Consider the following 16,378-nt stretch of genomic DNA (forward strand, 5'->3'; position numbering starts at 1 on the left):
AATGTCTTGTAAAGAAGTTCTCGCTCAGACGCGACGGCGCTTGGGCGGGCGGCAGCCGTTGTGCGCGCTCGGGGTGACGTCCGAGATGGAGCCGACCTCGAGGCCTGCGGCCTGCAGCGAGCGGATCGCGGTCTCGCGTCCCGAACCGGGTCCCTTGACGAAGACCTCGACCTTCTTCATCCCGTGCTCCTGGGCCCGCTTGGCGGCCTGCTCGGCGGCCAGCTGTGCGGCGAAGGGAGTGGACTTGCGTGAACCCTTGAATCCGACCTCACCTGAGGACGCCCAGGACACTACGGCACCCTGGGGATCGGTGATGGAGACGATGGTGTTGTTGAAGGTCGACTTGATGTGAGCCTGACCCTGGGTGATGTTCTTGCTGACTTTGCGGCGCGGTTTGCGTGCCGCTGCGCGTGACTTTGGTGGCATTTCTTCTCCGTGACTAAGTTCTTCGGATCAACTGCTGACTCGCTGCGAGTCGGCGCTGCTGAACTACTTCTTCTTACCTGCGACGGTCTTCTTCGAGCCCTTACGGGTACGAGCGTTGGTCTTGGTGCGCTGACCGCGGACCGGAAGGCCGCGACGGTGGCGGATGCCCTCGTAGGAGCCGATCTCGACCTTGCGGCGGATGTCAGCAGCGACCTCACGACGAAGGTCACCCTCGACGGTGAGATTGCTCTCGATGTAGTCACGCAGAGAGATCAGCTGATCATCAGTCAGATCCTTCACGCGGGTACCAGCTTCGATACCGGTTGCTTCAACGGCTGCTTCGGCGCTGGTGCGCCCGACGCCGTAGATATAAGTGAGTGCGATCACCGTGCGCTTTTCGCGCGGGATGTCTACACCTGCCAGACGTGCCACAGTGGCAGTCCTCCTTGTTGTATTCCGAAGGTCTTCAGCAGTGCAATTCCCTCTGGGACCGGTGTGGTCCGACATCGGAGGTGATGTCATCAGCGGGTCCCCGGCCTTCGGAAACCGGGGGTGTGCTCGTCCAGCTCAGTGACGGGCTGCACTGCATATGATGTGAGCTGTCCAGCGCGGGTGCGCCCTCACTTACAGGTGTAAGTGAAGGACTCAGCCCTGGCGCTGCTTGTGGCGTGGGTTTGACTTGCAGATCACGCGGATCACGCCGCTGCGGCGGATGACTTTGCAGTCGGTGCAGATCTGCTTCACGCTCGGCTGAACCTTCATGGGTTCTCCTCTTATTCGGTCGCGTGCGACAGGTTTTTACGTTGACCGACGCGTTCGTCTGCTCACTTATAGCGGTAGACGATGCGCCCACGGTTGAGGTCATACGGGCTCATCTCCACCACTACGCGATCCTCGGGGAGGATGCGAATGTAGTGCTGGCGCATCTTGCCCGAAATGGTCGCGAGGACGACGTGCTCGTTCTCCAGACGCACGCGGAACATTGCATTCGGCAGAGCTTCAGAAACCCGGCCCTCTACTTCGATGACGCCTTCTTTTTTACCCATATGCTCCACATACCGTTCGCGACCCCCGAGGCCTCCGATGCCGACACTGCGGCGCAGTGCGATCTCGGGCGACCCAGGTGGTCTGATTCGATTGCTGCGGCGTCTCTCCCCGATGCGTACCGGCACTGGATGCAGGCACGCAGAACGACAGAGACAACCAGCAGTAAAGCCTACAGGACGGGTTCGCCCTGGACAACTTCGGAATTCTGCCGCGCTGAACCTCCGACGGCGCGGATGTTCCGGAGAGGTTCAGGCCGCGGGCAGCGGCACGGGCGTCACGCCCAGCGGTGCCAGCGCGGCCGCCCCACCGTCTGCAGCGGTCAACACCCAGATGCCCTCTTCGTGGCGGGCCACCGAGTGTTCCCATTGACTGGCTCGGGAGCCGTCGCTGGTCACCACGGTCCAGTCGTCGTCCAGGACCTTGGTCTCGATGCCACCGCGGGTGAGCATGGGCTCGATGGCCAGCGCCATGCCGGGGCGGATCTTCGTGCCCTTGGCGCCGGTGGAATAGTTGAACACATCCGGGGGCATGTGCATCTGCGAGCCGATGCCGTGGCCCACGTAGTCCTCCAGGATGCCGAGCTTCTTGCCGGGCTGGGCCGACACGTAGTCCTCGATGGCCTCGCCGATCTCTCCGGTGGCCTTGGCGTTGGCGAAGGCCGCGATCCCGCGCCACATCGCCGCCTCGGTGATCGCCGAGAGTCGCTCGTCCTCAGGATCTGCGGTGCCCTCCTGGGAGGAGCCCAGGATGCGGGTGCGCGCCGAGTCCGAGTGCCAGCCCTCGATGATGCAGCCGCCGTCGATCTTCAGCACATCCCCGGGGGCGAGGACCCGCTCCCCCGGGATGCCGTGGACGACCTCCTCGTTGACGGAGGCGCAGATATAGCCGGGGAACCCGTGGTAGTTCAAGAAGTTCGGCTTCGCGCCGCGGGCGGTGATGATCTCGGCGAACACATCGTTGAGCGCGCCGGTGCTCACCCCCGGGGCGGCTGCGGCGAGCGTGGCCTCCAGAGCCTCGTTGAGGATCGCGCCCGCAGCAGCCATATGGCCCAGCTGCTCCTCGGACTTCAGCTCGATCCGTGTGCGCGAGAACATCAGGGCTTCAGGGCTTCCATGATGCGTGCGTTGACCTCGTCCATCGGGCCCAGCCCGTCGACTCGGCGCACGAGTCCGCGTGATTCGTACTCCGCGATCATCGGCGCGGTCTCGGACTCGAAGATCTCGAGTCGACGACGAATGGCGGCTTCGTCCGCGTCGTCCTCTCGGCCCTCGATCTCCGCGCGCTTCTTGAGCCGGGAGATCAGCTCCTCGCGGTCTGCGGTGAGCTCCAGGACCACGTCGAGGCTCACGTCGAGACGGGAGAGCATCTCGTCCAGCGCGGCGACCTGCGTGCGGTTGCGCGGATACCCGTCGAGCAGGAAGCCGTTCTCGGCGTCCGCCCAGGTGAGGCGATCTTCGACCATCCGGTTGGTGACGGAGTCCGGCACCAGGTTCCCGGCGTCCACGTAGCCCTGAGCCTCGCGTCCGAGCTCGGTCTGCTCCTTGATGTTCACTCGGAAGATGTCACCGGTGGAGATGGCGACGATCCCGAGGTCCTCGGAGATCCGCTTCGACTGGGTGCCCTTGCCTGAACCGGCGGGTCCGACTATCAACATGCGCGTCATCGCAGCAACCCTTCATAGTTCCGTTGTTCCATCTGTGCGTTGATCTGTTTCACCGTGGTGAGTCCCACGCCGACCATGATCAGGATCGAGGTGCCGCCGAACGGGAAGTTCTGGTTCGCGCCGATCAGCACGAAGGCGATCAGCGGGATCAGCGCGATCAGGCCCAGGTAGAGCGCGCCGGGGAAGGTGATCCGGGAGATCACATAGGCCAGGTAGCTCTCGGTGGGCTTGCCCGCGCGGATGCCGGGGATGAACCCTCCGAACTTGCGCATGTTCTCGGCGACCTCGTTCGGGTTGAACGTGATCGTGACGTAGAAGTAGGTGAAGAAGATGGTCATCAGGAAGAACGCGGCCATGTACAGCGGATGGGTGCCGCCGACGAAGTACGTCTGGATGAACTGGATGAACCCCGAGGGCTCCTCGCCGGGTCCGGGCTGGTTGAACTGGGCCAGCACCGAGGGGAGCATCAGCACCGAGGAGGCGAAGATGACCGGGATGACCCCGGCCATGTTGACCTTGATCGGGATGTAGGTGGAGGTCCCGCCGACGGTGCGGCGACCCACCTGCCGCTTGGCGTACTGCACCGGCACGCGGCGCTGGGACTGCTCGACGAAGACCACTGCGGCGATGGTGACCAGACCGATCAGCATCACCATGCCGAAGGTGCGCCATCCCTGGGTGGTCCAGATCTCGCCCATGGCGCCGGGGAAGCCCGCAGCGATGGAGACGAAGATCAGGATGGACATGCCATTGCCGACGCCGCGTTCGGTGATCTGCTCGCCGAGCCACATGATCAGCGCGACACCGGTGACCATCGCCAGGATCATCAGCAGCACGACAGGAAGCACGTCGTTGGTGATGATCGGGATGTCACAGCCCAGCAGGGCGCCGGTGCGGGCCATGGAGACCAGAGTGGTGGCATTGAGCAGCGCCAGCGCGATGGTGAGATAGCGGGTGTACTGGGTGAGCTTGGACTGACCCTGGGCGCCCTCGCGCTGGAGGTTCTCGAAGCGCGGGATGACCACGCGCAGCAGCTGCACGATGATCGCCGCGGTGATGTAGGGCATGATCCCCAGCGCGAAGATGGACACCTGGAGCATTGCTCCGCCGGAGAACATGTTCACGAACGAGTAGAGGCCGCCCTCAGTGGTTCCCAGTGCCAGGCACTGCTGCACTGCTGAGTAGTCCACCCCGGGTGCCGGGATGAATGCGCCGATGCGGTAGATCGCGATGATCGCGATGGTGAACCAGATCTTTCGACGCAGGTCGGGTGTCTTGAACACCCTTGCGATCGCGCTGAACAAGCGGCCTCCTGAAGCGTGAATTGCCGTCGCGCGGCCTTCGGCCGCACAGTCAGTCATACTAACGCGCGGTGCGCACGGGGAAAGAATCCATGGCCGGGACCGGCCGGGACATGACAGGCCGGAACCGGCCTGGATATGACAAGACCCCCGTGGGAACCACGGGGGTCTTGATCATGGAGAGCCGATCAGGCCTGCTTGGAGGCGGCCTTCAGCGGGAGCTGCTCGGTGGAACCACCGGCAGCCTTGATCTTCTCCTCGGCGCTGGCCGAGAAGGCGTGAGCCTTCACGGTCACGGCCACGGAGATCTCCCCGGAGCCGAGGACCTTCACCGGGCGGCCCTTGCGAGCAGCCCCCTTGGCGATCAGGTCATCGGCATCGACGGTGCCGCCCTCGGGGAACATCTCGCCGAGCTTGGTCAGATTGACCGGCGAGTACTCCACGCGGAACGGGTTCTTGAAGCCGCGCAGCTTCGGAAGGCGCATGTGCAGCGGAAGCTGACCACCCTCGAAGCCGGCGCGGACCTGGTAACGGGCCTTCGTGCCCTTGGTACCACGGCCTGCGGTCTTGCCCTTGGAGGCTTCACCACGTCCCACACGGGTGCGGGACTTCTTGGCGCCGCGTGCTGGACGCAGATCGTGGACCTTGAGGACGTTGGAATCGTCAGCGGTGTTCTCTGGCATCCTTAGTTCGCCTCCTCAGCCTGCACTAGATGCTTCACACTGTTGAGCATGCCCACGGTCACGGCGTCGGCTTCACGGACCACGGTGTGGCCGATCCGCTTCAGACCAAGCGAGCGAACAGTCTCGCGGTGCTTGGGGTTGGCGCCGATCAGGGACTTCACCTGAGTGACGGTGAGCTTGTGCTCGCCGACCTTCAGGTTGCGCGCGGTGTTGTAATTGACGGTACTGCGCAAAGTCATGCACCTGCCTTCTGTGCACGGGCTTCGCGGTCAGCCGCCATGGTGCGCAGCATCCGGGCCGGTGCGATCTCGTCGAGAGCCTTGCCGCGGCGGGCTGCCACGGATTCGGGCTCTTCGAGCTGCTTGAGGGCATCGATGGTGCCGTGAACGATGTTGATGGCGTTCACCGAGCCCATGGACTTGGTCAGCACGTCATGGATGCCTGCGCACTCCAGGACTGCGCGGACCGGACCGCCGGCGATCACACCGGTACCGGGTGAGGCCGGACGAAGCAGGACGACGCCGGCAGCATCCTCACCCTTGACCAGGTGCGGGATGGTGGAGCCGACGCGCGGGACGCGGAAGAAGCTCTTCTTGGCCTCTTCCACACCCTTGGCGATGGCCGCCGGGACTTCCTTGGCCTTGCCGTAGCCGACGCCGACCAGTCCGTCGCCGTCTCCGACGATCACCAGGGCGGTGAAGCTGAAGCGTCGACCACCCTTGACGACCTTGGAGACGCGGTTGATGGTCACGACGCGCTCGAGGAACTTGTCCTTCTCCTCTTCACGTCCGCCACGGCCGCCACGACCGCCGCGGCCGCCGCTTTCGCTGCGACCACCACGACCGCCGCGGTTGTCACCGCGGCCGCCGCGCTCACCGCCAGCATTGCTCTTCTCACCGGCGGCCTGAGTCTGCGATGCAGTCTCGGGAGCGGCGGTTTCCTTGGCCTCAGTCACAGACGAGTCCTTCTCAGGGTTGTTTGCGTTCTCACTCACAGCTTCAGACCACCTTCCCGGGCGCCGTCGGCGACGGCTGCCACGCGACCGTGGTACTTGTTGCCGCCGCGGTCAAAGACCACAGCGTCGATGCCGGCTGCCTTGGCGCGCTCGGCGACCAGCTCGCCGATCTTCTTCGCCTTGGCGGTCTTGTCGCCGTCGAAGCTGCGCAGGTCTGCCTCCATAGTGGTGGCGGAGACCAGGGTCGTGCCCTCCAGGTCGTTGACGACCTGAGCGACCATGTGACGAGCAGAGCGGTTGACCACCAGGCGCGGACGCTCGGCGGAACCGTTGAGCTTCTTGCGCAGGCGCAGGTGGCGGCGGCCGCGGGCAGCGGACTTGGACTTGCCCTTGATACCAATAGCCATGGTTTACTTACCTGCCTTTCCAGCCTTGCGGCGAACCTGCTCGCCCTCGTAGCGCACGCCCTTGCCCTTGTACGGGTCAGGCCTGCGCAGTTTGCGGATGTTGGCGGCGACCTCGCCGACCTGCTGCTTGTCGATTCCGCTGACAGACAGCTTGGTGGCGCTCGCAACCTCGAAGGTGATGCCCTGAGGGGCCTTCACCGGGACCGGGTGCGAGTAGCCGAGTGCGAACTCCAGGTCTGAGCCCTTGGCCAGCACGCGGTAACCGGTGCCGACGATCTCGAGCTTCTTGGAGTAGCCCTCGGTGACACCGATGATCATGTTGTTGATCAGGGTGCGGGTCAGGCCGTGGAGTGAACGCGATTCGCGCTCATCGTTGGGACGGGACACCGTGAGGGTGCCGTCCTCTTCTGAGACGGTGATGCCTTCGGCAAGAGTGCGGGAGAGTTCGCCCTTGGGCCCCTTGACGGAGACCTGGCGACCTTCCAGCTTGACCTCGACGCCGGCAGGGATGGTGATCGGAAGACGACCGATGCGTGACATAGTGCTTCGACTCCTTCCGGTTACCAGACGTAGGCGAGGACTTCCCCACCTACACCCTTCTTGGCTGCCTGCCGGTCTGTGAGGAGACCGGAGGACGTGGACAGGATCGCGATGCCGAGGCCGCCCAGGACGTGCGGGAGGTTCGTGGACTTCGCGTAGACCCGGAGACCGGGCTTGGAGATGCGGCGCAGGCCGGCGATCGAACGCTCACGGTTCGGGCCGAACTTGAGGTCGATGGCCAGGGTCTTGCCGACCTCGGCCTCCTCTTCGCGCCATTCGGAGATGTAGCCTTCCGCCTTCAGGATGTCAGCCAAGCGAACCTTCAGCTTGGAGCTGGGCATTGAGACCTGATCGTGGAAAGCCGAGTTGGCATTGCGCAGACGGGTCAACATGTCTGCGACGGGGTCAGTCATTGTCATGAGGGGCTTCTGCCCTTCCTCGCCGTGGTTTCAGATCTCCGAAGGAACTCGATCCCCCGAGATGAGTCGGAAGGAGTCGGAACCTTTGGTGAAAGGACCTGCGGCGTAGTTGCTGTTATTCGGTCTTGAAGGGGAAGCCCAGCGCCTTGAGCAGCGCGCGGCCTTCCTCGTCAGTCTTCGCGGTGGTCACCACAGTGATGTCCATGCCGCGAGGGCGATCGATCTTGTCCTGATCGATCTCGTGGAACACCGACTGTTCGGTCAGACCGAAGGTGTAGTTGCCGTTTCCGTCGAACTGCTTGCCGCTGAGTCCGCGGAAGTCGCGGATACGGGGCAGCGCCAGGGTCACCAGGCGGTCCACGAACTCCCACATGCGATCGCCGCGCAGCGTGGTGTGCGTGCCGATCGGCTGTCCTTCGCGCAGCTTGAACTGGGCGATGGACTTCCGGGCGCGAGTCACCTTGGGCTTCTGACCGGTGATCTTGGTCAGGTCCTCGATGGCGCCCTGGATGAGCTTGGAGTCACGAGCCGCCTCGCCGACGCCCATGTTGACCACGACCTTGACCAGGCCGGGGACCTCCATGACGTTGGAGTATCCGAACTCCTCCTGCAGCGTGGAGCGGATCTCTGCGCGGTACTTGCCCTTGAGCCGGGGGGTGGTCTTCTCAGTCTCGCTCTGAACCTCAGTCATCACAGGTCCTTTCCGGAAGCTTTGGCGAAGCGGATGCGCACGGTCTTGCTGACGCCATCCCGCTCCACGGTCTCCTGCCGGTAGCCGACGCGAGTGGGCTTGCCCGTCTCGGGGTCGACCACGGCGACGTTGGAGATGTGGATAGCAGCCTCGGACTCCACGATGCCGCCCTCGGTGCTGCCGAACTGGCCGGCACGGAGGTGGCGCTTGACGCGGTTGACGCCTTCGACGATGACGCGTTCCTTGGCTGGCAGGACCTGCAGGACCTTGCCCTGCTTGCCCTTGTCTTTACCGGTGAGGATCTGGACGAGGTCGTCCTTCTTGATCTTGGCCATGGGTCAGAGCACCTCCGGAGCGAGCGAGACGATCTTCATGAACTTCTTCTCGCGCAGCTCGCGACCGACGGGCCCGAAGATACGGGTTCCGCGCGGCTCAGGAGTCTCACCCTTGAGGATCACAGCAGCGTTCTCGTCGAAGCTGATGTAGGACCCGTCGTTACGACGGATCTTCTTCTTGGTGCGCACGACAACAGCCTTGATGACGTCGCCCTTCTTGACGTTTCCGCCCGGAATTGCGTCCTTGACGGTGGCGACGAATGTGTCGCCGATACCTGCATAGCGGCGTCCCGATCCACCGAGCACCCGAATGACAAGGACTTCCTTGGCACCGGTGTTGTCGGCGATCTTGAGCCGCGATTCCTGTTGAATCACTTGTTTTCTCCTGTCGTCTCACTGGTTCTCGGACTCGTGCCGAGCCTTGTGGAACTTCTAGCCTGAGTCGGACACCCGTGGCGGCGATCAAACCGCTGCGGGCCTGTGGTCCGACTTACCTGACAAGTCCCCTGGCCGCTTACCCACACACTCTCCATCCCGTGAAGGGACGGGCAGTTGAATGCATGGCCGAGGCGGCGTTTCCCGGGGCCCCGGGGGGCCCTTTCGGGGACGTGCGCTGTCCTCTGAGGTGGATAGCCTCATCTACAAGGGCGCACAGCCTCAATATCCTACACGAGAGACGCCAAGGGCCCAACTTCTGCACCGGGAGGGTGCAGGAGTCGGGCCCTTGGAGGCACGCGGAGCGTGCACGCTGAGCGCGGCGGCAGCAGCTGCTGCCACTGCGCTCAGCGTGGGATCACTCGGCCTTCTCGACGATCTCGGCCAGCCGCCAGCGCTTGGCTGCGGACAGCGGGCGGGTCTCGGCGATCACCACGGTGTCGCCGATGCCTGCCTGCTCGTTCTCATCGTGAGCCATGAACTTCGTGTGCCGCTTCATGATCTTGCCGTAGAGACCATGCTTACGACGGTCCTCGACCTCGACGACGATGGTTTTATTCATCTTGTCGGAGACGACGACGCCGCGCAGGGTCTTGCGGTCATTGCGGGTCTCTGCAGTTGCTTCACTCATGCTCAGTCCTCAGTCTTCTTCTCGTTCTGCTCATCAGCCGAATCCGAGGAGTCCGCAGCGGCATCGACATTCTCGCGAATGCCCAGCTCCCGCTCACGCACCACGGTGTAGATCCGGGCGATGTCGCGCTTGATGTCCTTCAACCGGCTGGAGCTCTCAAGCTGGCCGGTGGCGGACTGGAAGCGGAGGTTGAACAGCTCTTCCTTGGAAGAGCGCAGCGCCTCTGCAAGGCCTGCTGAGTCCATCTCTGCGAGCTTCTCAACGGTCAGCTCTTTGGTTCCAACTGCCATTGTCACTCACCACTCTCTCGGCTGATCACGCGTGCCCTCATGGGCAGCTTGTGGATTGCCAGGCGGAGCGCCTCTTTGGCGACTTCCTCCGTGACACCGGACAGCTCGAACATGATCCGTCCGGGCTTGACGTTGGCGATCCACCACTCCGGGGAACCCTTGCCGGAGCCCATGCGGACCTCGGCAGGCTTCTTGGTGAGCGGCTGGTCCGGGTAGATGTTGATCCAGACCTTGCCGCCACGCTTGATGTGGCGGGTCATGGCGATACGCGCAGATTCGATCTGGCGGTTCGTCACGTAGGCGGGATCAAGGGCCTGGATGCCGTACTCGCCGAAGGCGAGCTCGGTTCCACCCTTGGCCCGCCCGCGGCGCTTGGGCCGGTGCGGCTTGCGGTACTTGACTCGGCGGGGCATCAACATCAGTTCTGCCCTCCTTCAGCACCAGATCCGGCTTCGGCGGGTGCCTGGGCACCAGCTTCGCGGCCGCGGCCCGGGCCACGACGACGACGCTCTTCGCCGCCTCCGCGGGGTCCACCACGACCGCCACGGGCTCCACCGCGACCTGAAGGCTGTGCAGCCTGCTGCGCGGCGAGCTCCTTGGCGGTGAGATCGCCCTTGTAGACCCAGACCTTCACGCCGATGCGGCCGAAGGTGGTCTTGGCCTCGTGCTTGCCGAAGTCGATGTTCGCGCGCAGGGTGTGCAGCGGAACGCGACCTTCGCGGTAGAACTCGGAGCGGGACATCTCTGCACCGCCGAGGCGTCCGGCGCACTGGATACGAATACCCTTTGCCCCTGAACGCATCGCCGAGGTGATGGCCTTCTTCATCGCGCGGCGGAACGCCACACGAGCGGCGAGCTGCTCGGCAACACCCTGGGCGACCAGCTGAGCATCGGTCTCGGGGCTCTTGACCTCGAGGATGTTCAGCTGGATCTGCTTGGCGGTGAGCTTCTCCAGCTCGCTGCGGATCCGGTCCGCCTCGGCGCCGCGGCGACCGATGACGATGCCTGGCCGCGCCGTGTGGATATCCACCCGGACGCGGTCGCGGGTGCGCTCGATCTCAACCTTCGAGATGCCGGCGCGCTCCACGGACTTGGCCAGGAGTTCACGAATCTGGACATCCTCTTTCACGAAGTCCTTGTAACGCTGACCGGCCTTGGTCGAGTCGGCGTACCAGTGCGAAACGTGGTCAGTGGTGATGCCCAGACGGAAACCATTGGGGTTGATCTTCTGTCCCACTACTGATCCCCACCTTTCTCTTCGGCGCCGACCACGATGGTCACGTGGCTGGTGCGCTTGTTGATGCGGAACGCCCGGCCTTGAGCCCTGGGACGGAACCGCTTCATGGTCGGGCCTTCATCGACGCGTGCCTCGGTGATGAAGAAGGCGTCCTCGTTAAAGGCGACTCCTTCCTTGTCTGCGTGCTGGCGAGCATTCGCCAGCGCAGAAGCGACCACCTTGGCCACCGGCTCTGTAGCGCCCTGAGGGGCGAACTTCAGAATTGCCAGTGCTTCGTTGGCCTGCTTGCCGCGGACAAGGTCGACGACGCGCCGGGCCTTCATAGGCGTCACACGCAGGTAGCGCGCAATTGCCTTGGCTTCCATTGCTTTCCTTCTCTCGTCTTGTGACACGAAGTACAAGCTCGCAGATCGTTCCTCCAAGGAGGAAGCGATCAGCGGCGCTTGCCCTTCTTGTCGTCCTTCACATGGCCGCGGAATGTACGCGTCGGAGCGAACTCGCCGAGCTTGTGCCCGACCATCGACTCAGTGATGAACACGGGGATGTGCTTGCGTCCGTCGTGCACGGCCAGGGTGTGGCCGAGCATGTCGGGGATGATCATGGAACGGCGGGACCATGTCTTGATGACATTCTTGGTGCCCTTTTCGTTCTCAGCGACGACCTTGAGGTACAGGTGCTGATCTACGAAGGGGCCCTTCTTCAAGCTGCGTGGCATGTCTCCAGGCTCCTATCGCTTGTTCTTGGTACGACGGCGACGCACGATGAGCTTGTCGCTTTCCTTGTTCGGACGGCGGGTGCGCCCTTCCGGCTTGCCATTCGGGTTGACCGGATGACGACCGCCGGAGGTCTTGCCCTCGCCACCACCGTGCGGGTGGTCGACCGGGTTCATCACAACACCGCGGACGGTCGGACGAACGCCCTTCCAGCGCATGCGTCCAGCCTTGCCCCAGTTGATGTTGGACTGCTCGGCGTTGCCCACCTGACCGATGGTCGCGCGGCAGCGAACATCGACGTTGCGGACCTCGCCGGAGGGCAGACGCAGCTGGGCGAACTTGCCCTCGCGGGCCACCAGCTGGATCCCTGCGCCTGCGGAGCGGCCAAGCTTGGCGCCGCCTGCTGGACGCAGCTCCACTGCATGCACCACGGTGCCGAGCGGGATGTTGCGCAGCGGCAGGTTGTTGCCGGGCTTGATGTCGGCGTTGGGGCCGGACTCCACGGCAGCACCCTGCTCCAGCTTGGCCGGGGCCAGGATGTAGCGCTTGGTGCCGTCGATGAAGTGCAGCAGCGCGATACGAGCGGTGCGGTTCGGGTCGTACTCGATATGAGCGACCTTCGCCGGCACTCCGTCCTTGTCTGCGCGACGGAAATCGATCACACGGTACTGGCGCTTGTGGCCACCACCCTTGTGACGTGTGGTGATCTTGCCCGAGCTGTTTCGGCCGCCGGTCTTGGACAGCGGACGCAGCAAGGACTTCTCCGGGGTGTCCCGGGTGATCTCTGCAAAGTCGGCCACAGACGAGCCGCGTTGGCCCGGTGTGTTCGGCTTGAGGTTACGGATAGCCATATTCTTCTTCCTCGATCAAGTGGTTCCGATCAGCCGATCAGGCTGCGGATCCTCCGAAGATGTCAATGTTGTGTCCCTCTTTGAGGGTGATGATCGCACGCTTGGTACCGGTGCGTGAGCCCCATCCGAACTTGGTGCGCTTGCGCTTGCCAGCTCGGTTGATGGTGTTGACCGAGTCGACGCGCACGGAGAAGATCTTCTCCACCGCGTACTTGATCTCGGACTTCGTGGCTCGGGGGTCCACCAGGAAGGTGAACTTGCCCTCATCGATCAGGCTGTAGGACTTCTCTGACACGACGGGTGCGATGACGACGTCGCGCGGGTCCTTGCTTGTCAGGACGCTCACTTGGTCTCCTCCTTCGCAGTGCCCTGTGCCAGGAAGGCGTCATAGCCGGCCTGCGTGAACACGATGTCATCAGAGACGATGACGTCGTAGGTGTTCAGCTGATCGGCATACAGGGTGTGGACGTGCGGCAGGTTGCGGGTCGACAGCGCGGCGATGTCATCGCTGCGGTCGATCACGACCAGCCAGTTGCGGTTCGCGCCGCCGAGATCCGCCAGCGCCGCCTTGGCCGCCTTCGTCGAGGCCTGGTCGGTGACCAGTGAGTCCACGACGACGATGCGGTCGTTGCGTGCCCGGTCCGAGAGGGCACCGCGCAGGGCGGCGGCCTTCATCTTCTTGGGCGTGCGCTGGGAGTAGTCGCGGGGCTGCGGTCCGTGGACCACGCCGCCGCCGACCATGTGGGGTCCGCGCAGCGAGCCCTGACGAGCACGACCGGTGCCCTTCTGCCGGAACGGCTTGGCGCCGGTGCCGGAGACCTCTGCACGAGTCTTGGTCTTGTGGGTGCCCTGGCGAGCCGCAGCTCGCTGAGCGACGACCACCTGGTGGATCAGCGCGACGTTGGTCTTGGCGTCGAATACTTCGGCGGGGAAGTCGACAGAAACCTTGTTGGCCATGTGGATCATGCTCCCTTCACTGCAGTGCGGACCAGGACGACCTGGCCGCGAGCACCCGGAAGGGCACCCTTGATGAGCAGCAGGTTCTTCTCGGGGTCCACTGCGTGGACGGTCAGGTTATGGGTGGTCTGACGGACGCCGCCCATCCGACCTGCCATGCGCAGACCCTTGAAGACGCGGCCCGGGGTGGATGCGCCGCCGATGGAGCCTGGCTTGCGGTGGTTCTTGTGGGAACCGTGCGAGGCGCCCACACCGGCGAAGCCGTGACGCTTCATGACGCCGGCGAAGCCTTTGCCCTTGGTCTTGCCGATGACATCGACCTTCTGGCCGGTCTCGAAGGACTCGACGGTCAGGTCCTGTCCGAGCTCGTAGGAGCCGGAGTCACCGGTGCGGATCTCCACCACGTGGCGACGTGGGGTCACGCCGGCCTTCTCAAAGTGACCTGCCAGCGGCTTGGTCACCTTGCGGGGATCGATGCGCCCGAAGCCGATCTGCACGGAGTTGTATCCGTCGCTGTCGGTGGTGCGGACCTGGGTCACGACGTTGGAGTCGGCCTGGACAACAGTGACTGGGATGAGAACGTTGTTCTCGTCCCAGACCTGGGTCATGCCGAGCTTCGTGCCCAGCAGTCCCTTGACGTTCAGTTCAACGCGGGAAATATTGGTCATAGTGTTCTCAGCACCTCCCTGCTAGAGCTTGATCTCGATATTGACGTCTGCAGGCAGGTCGAGTCGCATCAGGGAATCGACGGCCTTGGGCGTCGGGTCCACGATGTCGATCAAGCGCTTGTGAGTGCGCATCTCGAAGTGCTCGCGAGAGTCTTTGTACTTGTGGGGCGACCGGATGACGGCATACACGTTCTTCTCGGTGGGCAGCGGCACTGGGCCGACAACCGTTGCACCAGCACGTGTGACCGTGTCGACGATCTTCCGGGCCGAGGTGTCGATGACTTCGTGGTCATACGACTTCAGCCGGATGCGGATTTTCTGTCCCGCCATGCGTTGAGCCTCTTTCTGGTGTTCTGACATTCGTCTTACGTCGCAGCCCAAGACTGTGACGGAGCCATGGGGGCTCCCAGAGAGGCATCAGCGCTGGCTCCCTCGCGGGGCAGGCGGTGCTGACCTTCTGCAGTTATGGGCTGCGCACCCGCACCTGCATCCGCTCGGTCTCCCAAGTCTGACGATGCGTGGCGAAGATGCACGACCCGAACAGTCCGAATCCGTGCCTGCGAATCCTGCGTGAAGCAGGCCTCGACGGGTTCCTCGGGCTGACGGGCATCCGACCCCCGCGGTCGGGCGTGTCGCTTATATGAGCAGGGATCCTGCACACAGCGAAACACTGAACGGGTGTCGGCCTATAAGTTTTGGAATTCGCTCCACGCGGTGGACCCGAGGGCACACCGGGGCACAGGGCCCGTGAGCAACCTGTCTATTCTCACATAGATGGGCACCCATGACAAACACGAGACCCCGGTGGCTGATGCCACCGGGGTCTCATGATTTTGCTCAGCTCAGCTTCCGGGTTCTTCCCCCGGCAGCTGGGTCACGCAGAGGATCCGAAGATTACTTCAGGATCTTCACGACGCGGCCTGAACCAACGGTGCGTCCACCCTCGCGGATGGCGAAGCCGAGGCCCTCTTCCATGGCGATCTCCTGGATGAGCTCCACGGTCATCTCGGTGTTGTCACCGGGCATGACCATCTCGGTGCCCTCGGGCAGCGAGATGACGCCGGTGACGTCGGTGGTCCGGAAGTAGAACTGCGGACGGTAGTTGGTGTAGAAGGGGTTGTGGCGACCGCCCTCATCCTTGGAGAGGATGTAGACGTTGGCCTCGAACTGCGTGTGCGGGGTGATGGAGCCGGGAGCTGCCACGACCTGGCCGCGCTCGACGTCATCGCGCTTCAGACCGCGAAGCAGCAGGCCACAGTTCTCGCCGGCCCATGCCTCGTCGAGCTGCTTGTGGAACATCTCGATACCGGTGACGGTGGTCTTCTGCTTCGGACGGATTCCGAGGATCTCGATCTCGGAGTTGATCTTCAGCGTGCCGCGCTCGGCGCGACCGGTGACCACGGTGCCACGACCGGTGATGGTGAAGACGTCCTCGATGGGCATCAGGAACGGCTTGTCCTTGTCGCGCTCCGGCTCCGGGATGAAGCTGTCCACGGCTTCCATGAGGTCTTCGACGGTCTTGACCCACTCGGCGTCGCCCTCGAGAGCCTTCAGGCCCGAGGTGCGGATGACCGGTGCGTTGTCGCCGTCGTAGCCCTGTGAATCGAGGAGCTCGCGCACCTCCATCTCGACGAGGTCCAGGAGCTCTTCATCCTCGACCATGTCGGACTTGTTCAGTGCGACCAGCAGGGAGGGCACGCCCACCTGGCGGGCCAGCAGCACGTGCTCGCGGGTCTGCGCCATCGGGCCATCAGTGGCGGCGACGACCAGGATCGCACCGTCCATCTGAGCGGCACCGGTGATCATGTTCTTCACGTAGTCAGCGTGACCGGGGGCGTCCACGTGTGCATAGTGGCGCTTGTCGGTCTGGTACTCCACGTGGGAGACGTTGATCGTGATGCCGCGCTCGCGCTCCTCGGGAGCGTTGTCGATCGAGGCGAAGTCGCGGCCCTGGTTCAGGTCCGGGAACTTCTCTGCCAGGACCTTCGAGATCGCGGCGGTCAGGGTGGTCTTTCCATGGTCAACGTGACCGATGGTGCCGATGTTCAGGTGCGGCTTGTTACGCTCAAACTTTGCCTTGGCCACAGGTTCCTCCTATAGAACTTGAAACAGGTAAGAAGACTTACTCC

The 16,378-nt window shown here is 63.6% G+C and carries 28 protein-coding genes; all 28 read right to left on the reverse strand.

Annotated features, from left to right (window positions below; all coding sequences use genetic code 11):
• Positions 1-24: 24 nt before the first annotated feature.
• The 28 genes from rpsK to tuf all read right to left on the reverse strand — a co-directional run bounded on the left by rpsK (position 25) and on the right by tuf (position 16,334).
• Complete coding sequence (gene rpsK / locus I2487_RS00615) at positions 25-426, reverse strand: 30S ribosomal protein S11 (protein WP_036473271.1); 402 nt, start codon at positions 424-426, stop codon at positions 25-27.
• A gap of 63 nt (positions 427-489) precedes the next feature.
• The gene (rpsM, locus tag I2487_RS00620; protein ID WP_036473269.1) at positions 490-858 is read right to left on the reverse strand and encodes a 30S ribosomal protein S13; all 369 of its coding nucleotides are present in this window, start codon (positions 856-858) and stop codon (positions 490-492) included.
• A gap of 213 nt (positions 859-1,071) precedes the next feature.
• Positions 1,072-1,188, reverse strand: coding sequence for a 50S ribosomal protein L36 (rpmJ, locus tag I2487_RS00625; protein WP_036473268.1), 117 nt, complete (start codon positions 1,186-1,188; stop codon positions 1,072-1,074).
• Between the two features lie 62 nt (positions 1,189-1,250).
• Positions 1,251-1,472 carry a translation initiation factor IF-1 gene (gene infA, locus I2487_RS00630; protein WP_036473267.1) on the reverse strand — a complete coding sequence of 74 codons (222 nt, stop codon included), beginning with the start codon at positions 1,470-1,472 and terminating at the stop codon, positions 1,251-1,253.
• Positions 1,473-1,721: 249 nt separating this feature from the next.
• The gene (gene map, locus I2487_RS00635; RefSeq protein WP_207169885.1) at positions 1,722-2,570 is read right to left on the reverse strand and encodes a type I methionyl aminopeptidase; all 849 of its coding nucleotides are present in this window, start codon (positions 2,568-2,570) and stop codon (positions 1,722-1,724) included.
• Positions 2,567-3,136: an adenylate kinase gene (locus tag I2487_RS00640; protein ID WP_207169871.1), complete on the reverse strand. Its 570-nt coding sequence runs from the start codon at positions 3,134-3,136 to the stop codon at positions 2,567-2,569. The genes map and I2487_RS00640 overlap by 4 nt, the downstream gene beginning before the upstream one ends.
• Positions 3,133-4,440: a preprotein translocase subunit SecY gene (secY, locus tag I2487_RS00645; RefSeq protein WP_207169872.1), complete on the reverse strand. Its 1,308-nt coding sequence runs from the start codon at positions 4,438-4,440 to the stop codon at positions 3,133-3,135. Before secY ends, I2487_RS00640 begins: the two co-directional genes overlap by 4 nt.
• A 185-nt stretch (positions 4,441-4,625) precedes the next feature.
• Positions 4,626-5,120: a 50S ribosomal protein L15 gene (gene rplO / locus I2487_RS00650; protein ID WP_207169873.1), complete on the reverse strand. Its 495-nt coding sequence runs from the start codon at positions 5,118-5,120 to the stop codon at positions 4,626-4,628.
• 2 nt (positions 5,121-5,122) lie between these two features.
• Positions 5,123-5,359, reverse strand: coding sequence for a 50S ribosomal protein L30 (gene rpmD, locus I2487_RS00655; RefSeq protein ID WP_207169874.1), 237 nt, complete (start codon positions 5,357-5,359; stop codon positions 5,123-5,125).
• Positions 5,356-6,114 carry a 30S ribosomal protein S5 gene (rpsE, locus tag I2487_RS00660; RefSeq protein WP_345941286.1) on the reverse strand — a complete coding sequence of 253 codons (759 nt, stop codon included), beginning with the start codon at positions 6,112-6,114 and terminating at the stop codon, positions 5,356-5,358. The genes rpmD and rpsE overlap by 4 nt, the downstream gene beginning before the upstream one ends.
• Positions 6,111-6,482, reverse strand: coding sequence for a 50S ribosomal protein L18 (rplR, locus tag I2487_RS00665; RefSeq protein ID WP_207169875.1), 372 nt, complete (start codon positions 6,480-6,482; stop codon positions 6,111-6,113). Before rplR ends, rpsE begins: the two co-directional genes overlap by 4 nt.
• Before the next feature lie 3 nt (positions 6,483-6,485).
• On the reverse strand, positions 6,486-7,022 hold the full coding sequence (rplF, locus tag I2487_RS00670; RefSeq protein WP_036473258.1) for a 50S ribosomal protein L6: 537 nt from the start codon (positions 7,020-7,022) through the stop codon (positions 6,486-6,488).
• A 20-nt stretch (positions 7,023-7,042) separates the two neighbouring features.
• The gene (rpsH, locus tag I2487_RS00675) at positions 7,043-7,441 is read right to left on the reverse strand and encodes a 30S ribosomal protein S8 (RefSeq protein ID WP_036473257.1); all 399 of its coding nucleotides are present in this window, start codon (positions 7,439-7,441) and stop codon (positions 7,043-7,045) included.
• Positions 7,442-7,556: 115 nt separating this feature from the next.
• Positions 7,557-8,132 carry a 50S ribosomal protein L5 gene (gene rplE / locus I2487_RS00680; RefSeq protein WP_036473255.1) on the reverse strand — a complete coding sequence of 192 codons (576 nt, stop codon included), beginning with the start codon at positions 8,130-8,132 and terminating at the stop codon, positions 7,557-7,559.
• On the reverse strand, positions 8,132-8,467 hold the full coding sequence (rplX, locus tag I2487_RS00685) for a 50S ribosomal protein L24 (protein WP_207169876.1): 336 nt from the start codon (positions 8,465-8,467) through the stop codon (positions 8,132-8,134). Before rplX ends, rplE begins: the two co-directional genes overlap by 1 nt.
• Before the next feature lie 3 nt (positions 8,468-8,470).
• Positions 8,471-8,842, reverse strand: a complete 372-nt coding sequence (rplN, locus tag I2487_RS00690) for a 50S ribosomal protein L14 (RefSeq protein ID WP_036473253.1) — start codon at positions 8,840-8,842, stop codon at positions 8,471-8,473.
• 418 nt (positions 8,843-9,260) lie between these two features.
• Positions 9,261-9,533 carry a 30S ribosomal protein S17 gene (gene rpsQ / locus I2487_RS00695; protein ID WP_207169877.1) on the reverse strand — a complete coding sequence of 91 codons (273 nt, stop codon included), beginning with the start codon at positions 9,531-9,533 and terminating at the stop codon, positions 9,261-9,263.
• 2 nt (positions 9,534-9,535) lie between these two features.
• Positions 9,536-9,823, reverse strand: a complete 288-nt coding sequence (gene rpmC / locus I2487_RS00700) for a 50S ribosomal protein L29 (protein ID WP_207169878.1) — start codon at positions 9,821-9,823, stop codon at positions 9,536-9,538.
• Between the two features lie 2 nt (positions 9,824-9,825).
• Positions 9,826-10,242, reverse strand: coding sequence for a 50S ribosomal protein L16 (gene rplP, locus I2487_RS00705; protein WP_036473248.1), 417 nt, complete (start codon positions 10,240-10,242; stop codon positions 9,826-9,828).
• Positions 10,242-11,060 carry a 30S ribosomal protein S3 gene (gene rpsC, locus I2487_RS00710; RefSeq protein WP_036473247.1) on the reverse strand — a complete coding sequence of 273 codons (819 nt, stop codon included), beginning with the start codon at positions 11,058-11,060 and terminating at the stop codon, positions 10,242-10,244. Before rpsC ends, rplP begins: the two co-directional genes overlap by 1 nt.
• Positions 11,060-11,425, reverse strand: a complete 366-nt coding sequence (gene rplV / locus I2487_RS00715) for a 50S ribosomal protein L22 (RefSeq protein ID WP_036473246.1) — start codon at positions 11,423-11,425, stop codon at positions 11,060-11,062. Before rplV ends, rpsC begins: the two co-directional genes overlap by 1 nt.
• A gap of 68 nt (positions 11,426-11,493) precedes the next feature.
• Positions 11,494-11,775 carry a 30S ribosomal protein S19 gene (rpsS, locus tag I2487_RS00720; protein WP_036473245.1) on the reverse strand — a complete coding sequence of 94 codons (282 nt, stop codon included), beginning with the start codon at positions 11,773-11,775 and terminating at the stop codon, positions 11,494-11,496.
• 12 nt (positions 11,776-11,787) lie between these two features.
• The gene (gene rplB / locus I2487_RS00725) at positions 11,788-12,624 is read right to left on the reverse strand and encodes a 50S ribosomal protein L2 (RefSeq protein ID WP_036473244.1); all 837 of its coding nucleotides are present in this window, start codon (positions 12,622-12,624) and stop codon (positions 11,788-11,790) included.
• Between the two features lie 37 nt (positions 12,625-12,661).
• Entirely contained in the window at positions 12,662-12,970 is a 309-nt protein-coding gene (gene rplW, locus I2487_RS00730) for a 50S ribosomal protein L23 (RefSeq protein WP_106121796.1), read from the reverse strand.
• Positions 12,967-13,581, reverse strand: a complete 615-nt coding sequence (gene rplD, locus I2487_RS00735; RefSeq protein ID WP_207169879.1) for a 50S ribosomal protein L4 — start codon at positions 13,579-13,581, stop codon at positions 12,967-12,969. The genes rplW and rplD overlap by 4 nt, the downstream gene beginning before the upstream one ends.
• A 5-nt stretch (positions 13,582-13,586) precedes the next feature.
• Complete coding sequence (gene rplC / locus I2487_RS00740; RefSeq protein WP_207169880.1) at positions 13,587-14,249, reverse strand: 50S ribosomal protein L3; 663 nt, start codon at positions 14,247-14,249, stop codon at positions 13,587-13,589.
• Between the two features lie 21 nt (positions 14,250-14,270).
• Positions 14,271-14,579, reverse strand: a complete 309-nt coding sequence (gene rpsJ / locus I2487_RS00745) for a 30S ribosomal protein S10 (protein WP_022871716.1) — start codon at positions 14,577-14,579, stop codon at positions 14,271-14,273.
• Between the two features lie 564 nt (positions 14,580-15,143).
• The gene (gene tuf / locus I2487_RS00750) at positions 15,144-16,334 is read right to left on the reverse strand and encodes an elongation factor Tu (RefSeq protein WP_207169881.1); all 1,191 of its coding nucleotides are present in this window, start codon (positions 16,332-16,334) and stop codon (positions 15,144-15,146) included.
• Positions 16,335-16,378 lie beyond the last annotated feature (44 nt).

This window comes from Nesterenkonia sp. E16_10, assembly GCF_017347085.1.
Lineage (GTDB): Bacteria > Actinomycetota > Actinomycetes > Actinomycetales > Micrococcaceae > Nesterenkonia.

What these genes read in the sequence shown, in the direction of transcription:
- rpsK (WP_036473271.1), bottom strand. Translation starts at nt 426, where the DNA reads ATGCCACCAAAGTCACGCGCAGCGGCACGCAAACCGCGCCGCAAAGTC.
- rpmJ (WP_036473268.1), bottom strand. Translation starts at nt 1,188, where the DNA reads ATGAAGGTTCAGCCGAGCGTGAAGCAGATCTGCACCGACTGCAAAGTC.
- infA (WP_036473267.1), bottom strand. Translation starts at nt 1,472, where the DNA reads ATGGGTAAAAAAGAAGGCGTCATCGAAGTAGAGGGCCGGGTTTCTGAA.
- I2487_RS00640 (WP_207169871.1), bottom strand. Translation starts at nt 3,136, where the DNA reads ATGACGCGCATGTTGATAGTCGGACCCGCCGGTTCAGGCAAGGGCACC.
- rplO (WP_207169873.1), bottom strand. Translation starts at nt 5,120, where the DNA reads ATGCCAGAGAACACCGCTGACGATTCCAACGTCCTCAAGGTCCACGAT.
- rpmD (WP_207169874.1), bottom strand. Translation starts at nt 5,359, where the DNA reads ATGACTTTGCGCAGTACCGTCAATTACAACACCGCGCGCAACCTGAAG.
- rplR (WP_207169875.1), bottom strand. Translation starts at nt 6,482, where the DNA reads ATGGCTATTGGTATCAAGGGCAAGTCCAAGTCCGCTGCCCGCGGCCGC.
- rplF (WP_036473258.1), bottom strand. Translation starts at nt 7,022, where the DNA reads ATGTCACGCATCGGTCGTCTTCCGATCACCATCCCTGCCGGCGTCGAG.
- rpsH (WP_036473257.1), bottom strand. Translation starts at nt 7,441, where the DNA reads ATGACAATGACTGACCCCGTCGCAGACATGTTGACCCGTCTGCGCAAT.
- rplE (WP_036473255.1), bottom strand. Translation starts at nt 8,132, where the DNA reads ATGACTGAGGTTCAGAGCGAGACTGAGAAGACCACCCCCCGGCTCAAG.
- rplX (WP_207169876.1), bottom strand. Translation starts at nt 8,467, where the DNA reads ATGGCCAAGATCAAGAAGGACGACCTCGTCCAGATCCTCACCGGTAAA.
- rpsQ (WP_207169877.1), bottom strand. Translation starts at nt 9,533, where the DNA reads ATGAGTGAAGCAACTGCAGAGACCCGCAATGACCGCAAGACCCTGCGC.
- rpmC (WP_207169878.1), bottom strand. Translation starts at nt 9,823, where the DNA reads ATGGCAGTTGGAACCAAAGAGCTGACCGTTGAGAAGCTCGCAGAGATG.
- rplP (WP_036473248.1), bottom strand. Translation starts at nt 10,242, where the DNA reads ATGTTGATGCCCCGCCGAGTCAAGTACCGCAAGCCGCACCGGCCCAAG.
- rplV (WP_036473246.1), bottom strand. Translation starts at nt 11,425, where the DNA reads ATGGAAGCCAAGGCAATTGCGCGCTACCTGCGTGTGACGCCTATGAAG.
- rpsS (WP_036473245.1), bottom strand. Translation starts at nt 11,775, where the DNA reads ATGCCACGCAGCTTGAAGAAGGGCCCCTTCGTAGATCAGCACCTGTAC.
- rplB (WP_036473244.1), bottom strand. Translation starts at nt 12,624, where the DNA reads ATGGCTATCCGTAACCTCAAGCCGAACACACCGGGCCAACGCGGCTCG.
- rplD (WP_207169879.1), bottom strand. Translation starts at nt 13,581, where the DNA reads ATGGCCAACAAGGTTTCTGTCGACTTCCCCGCCGAAGTATTCGACGCC.
- rplC (WP_207169880.1), bottom strand. Translation starts at nt 14,249, where the DNA reads ATGACCAATATTTCCCGCGTTGAACTGAACGTCAAGGGACTGCTGGGC.
- rpsJ (WP_022871716.1), bottom strand. Translation starts at nt 14,579, where the DNA reads ATGGCGGGACAGAAAATCCGCATCCGGCTGAAGTCGTATGACCACGAA.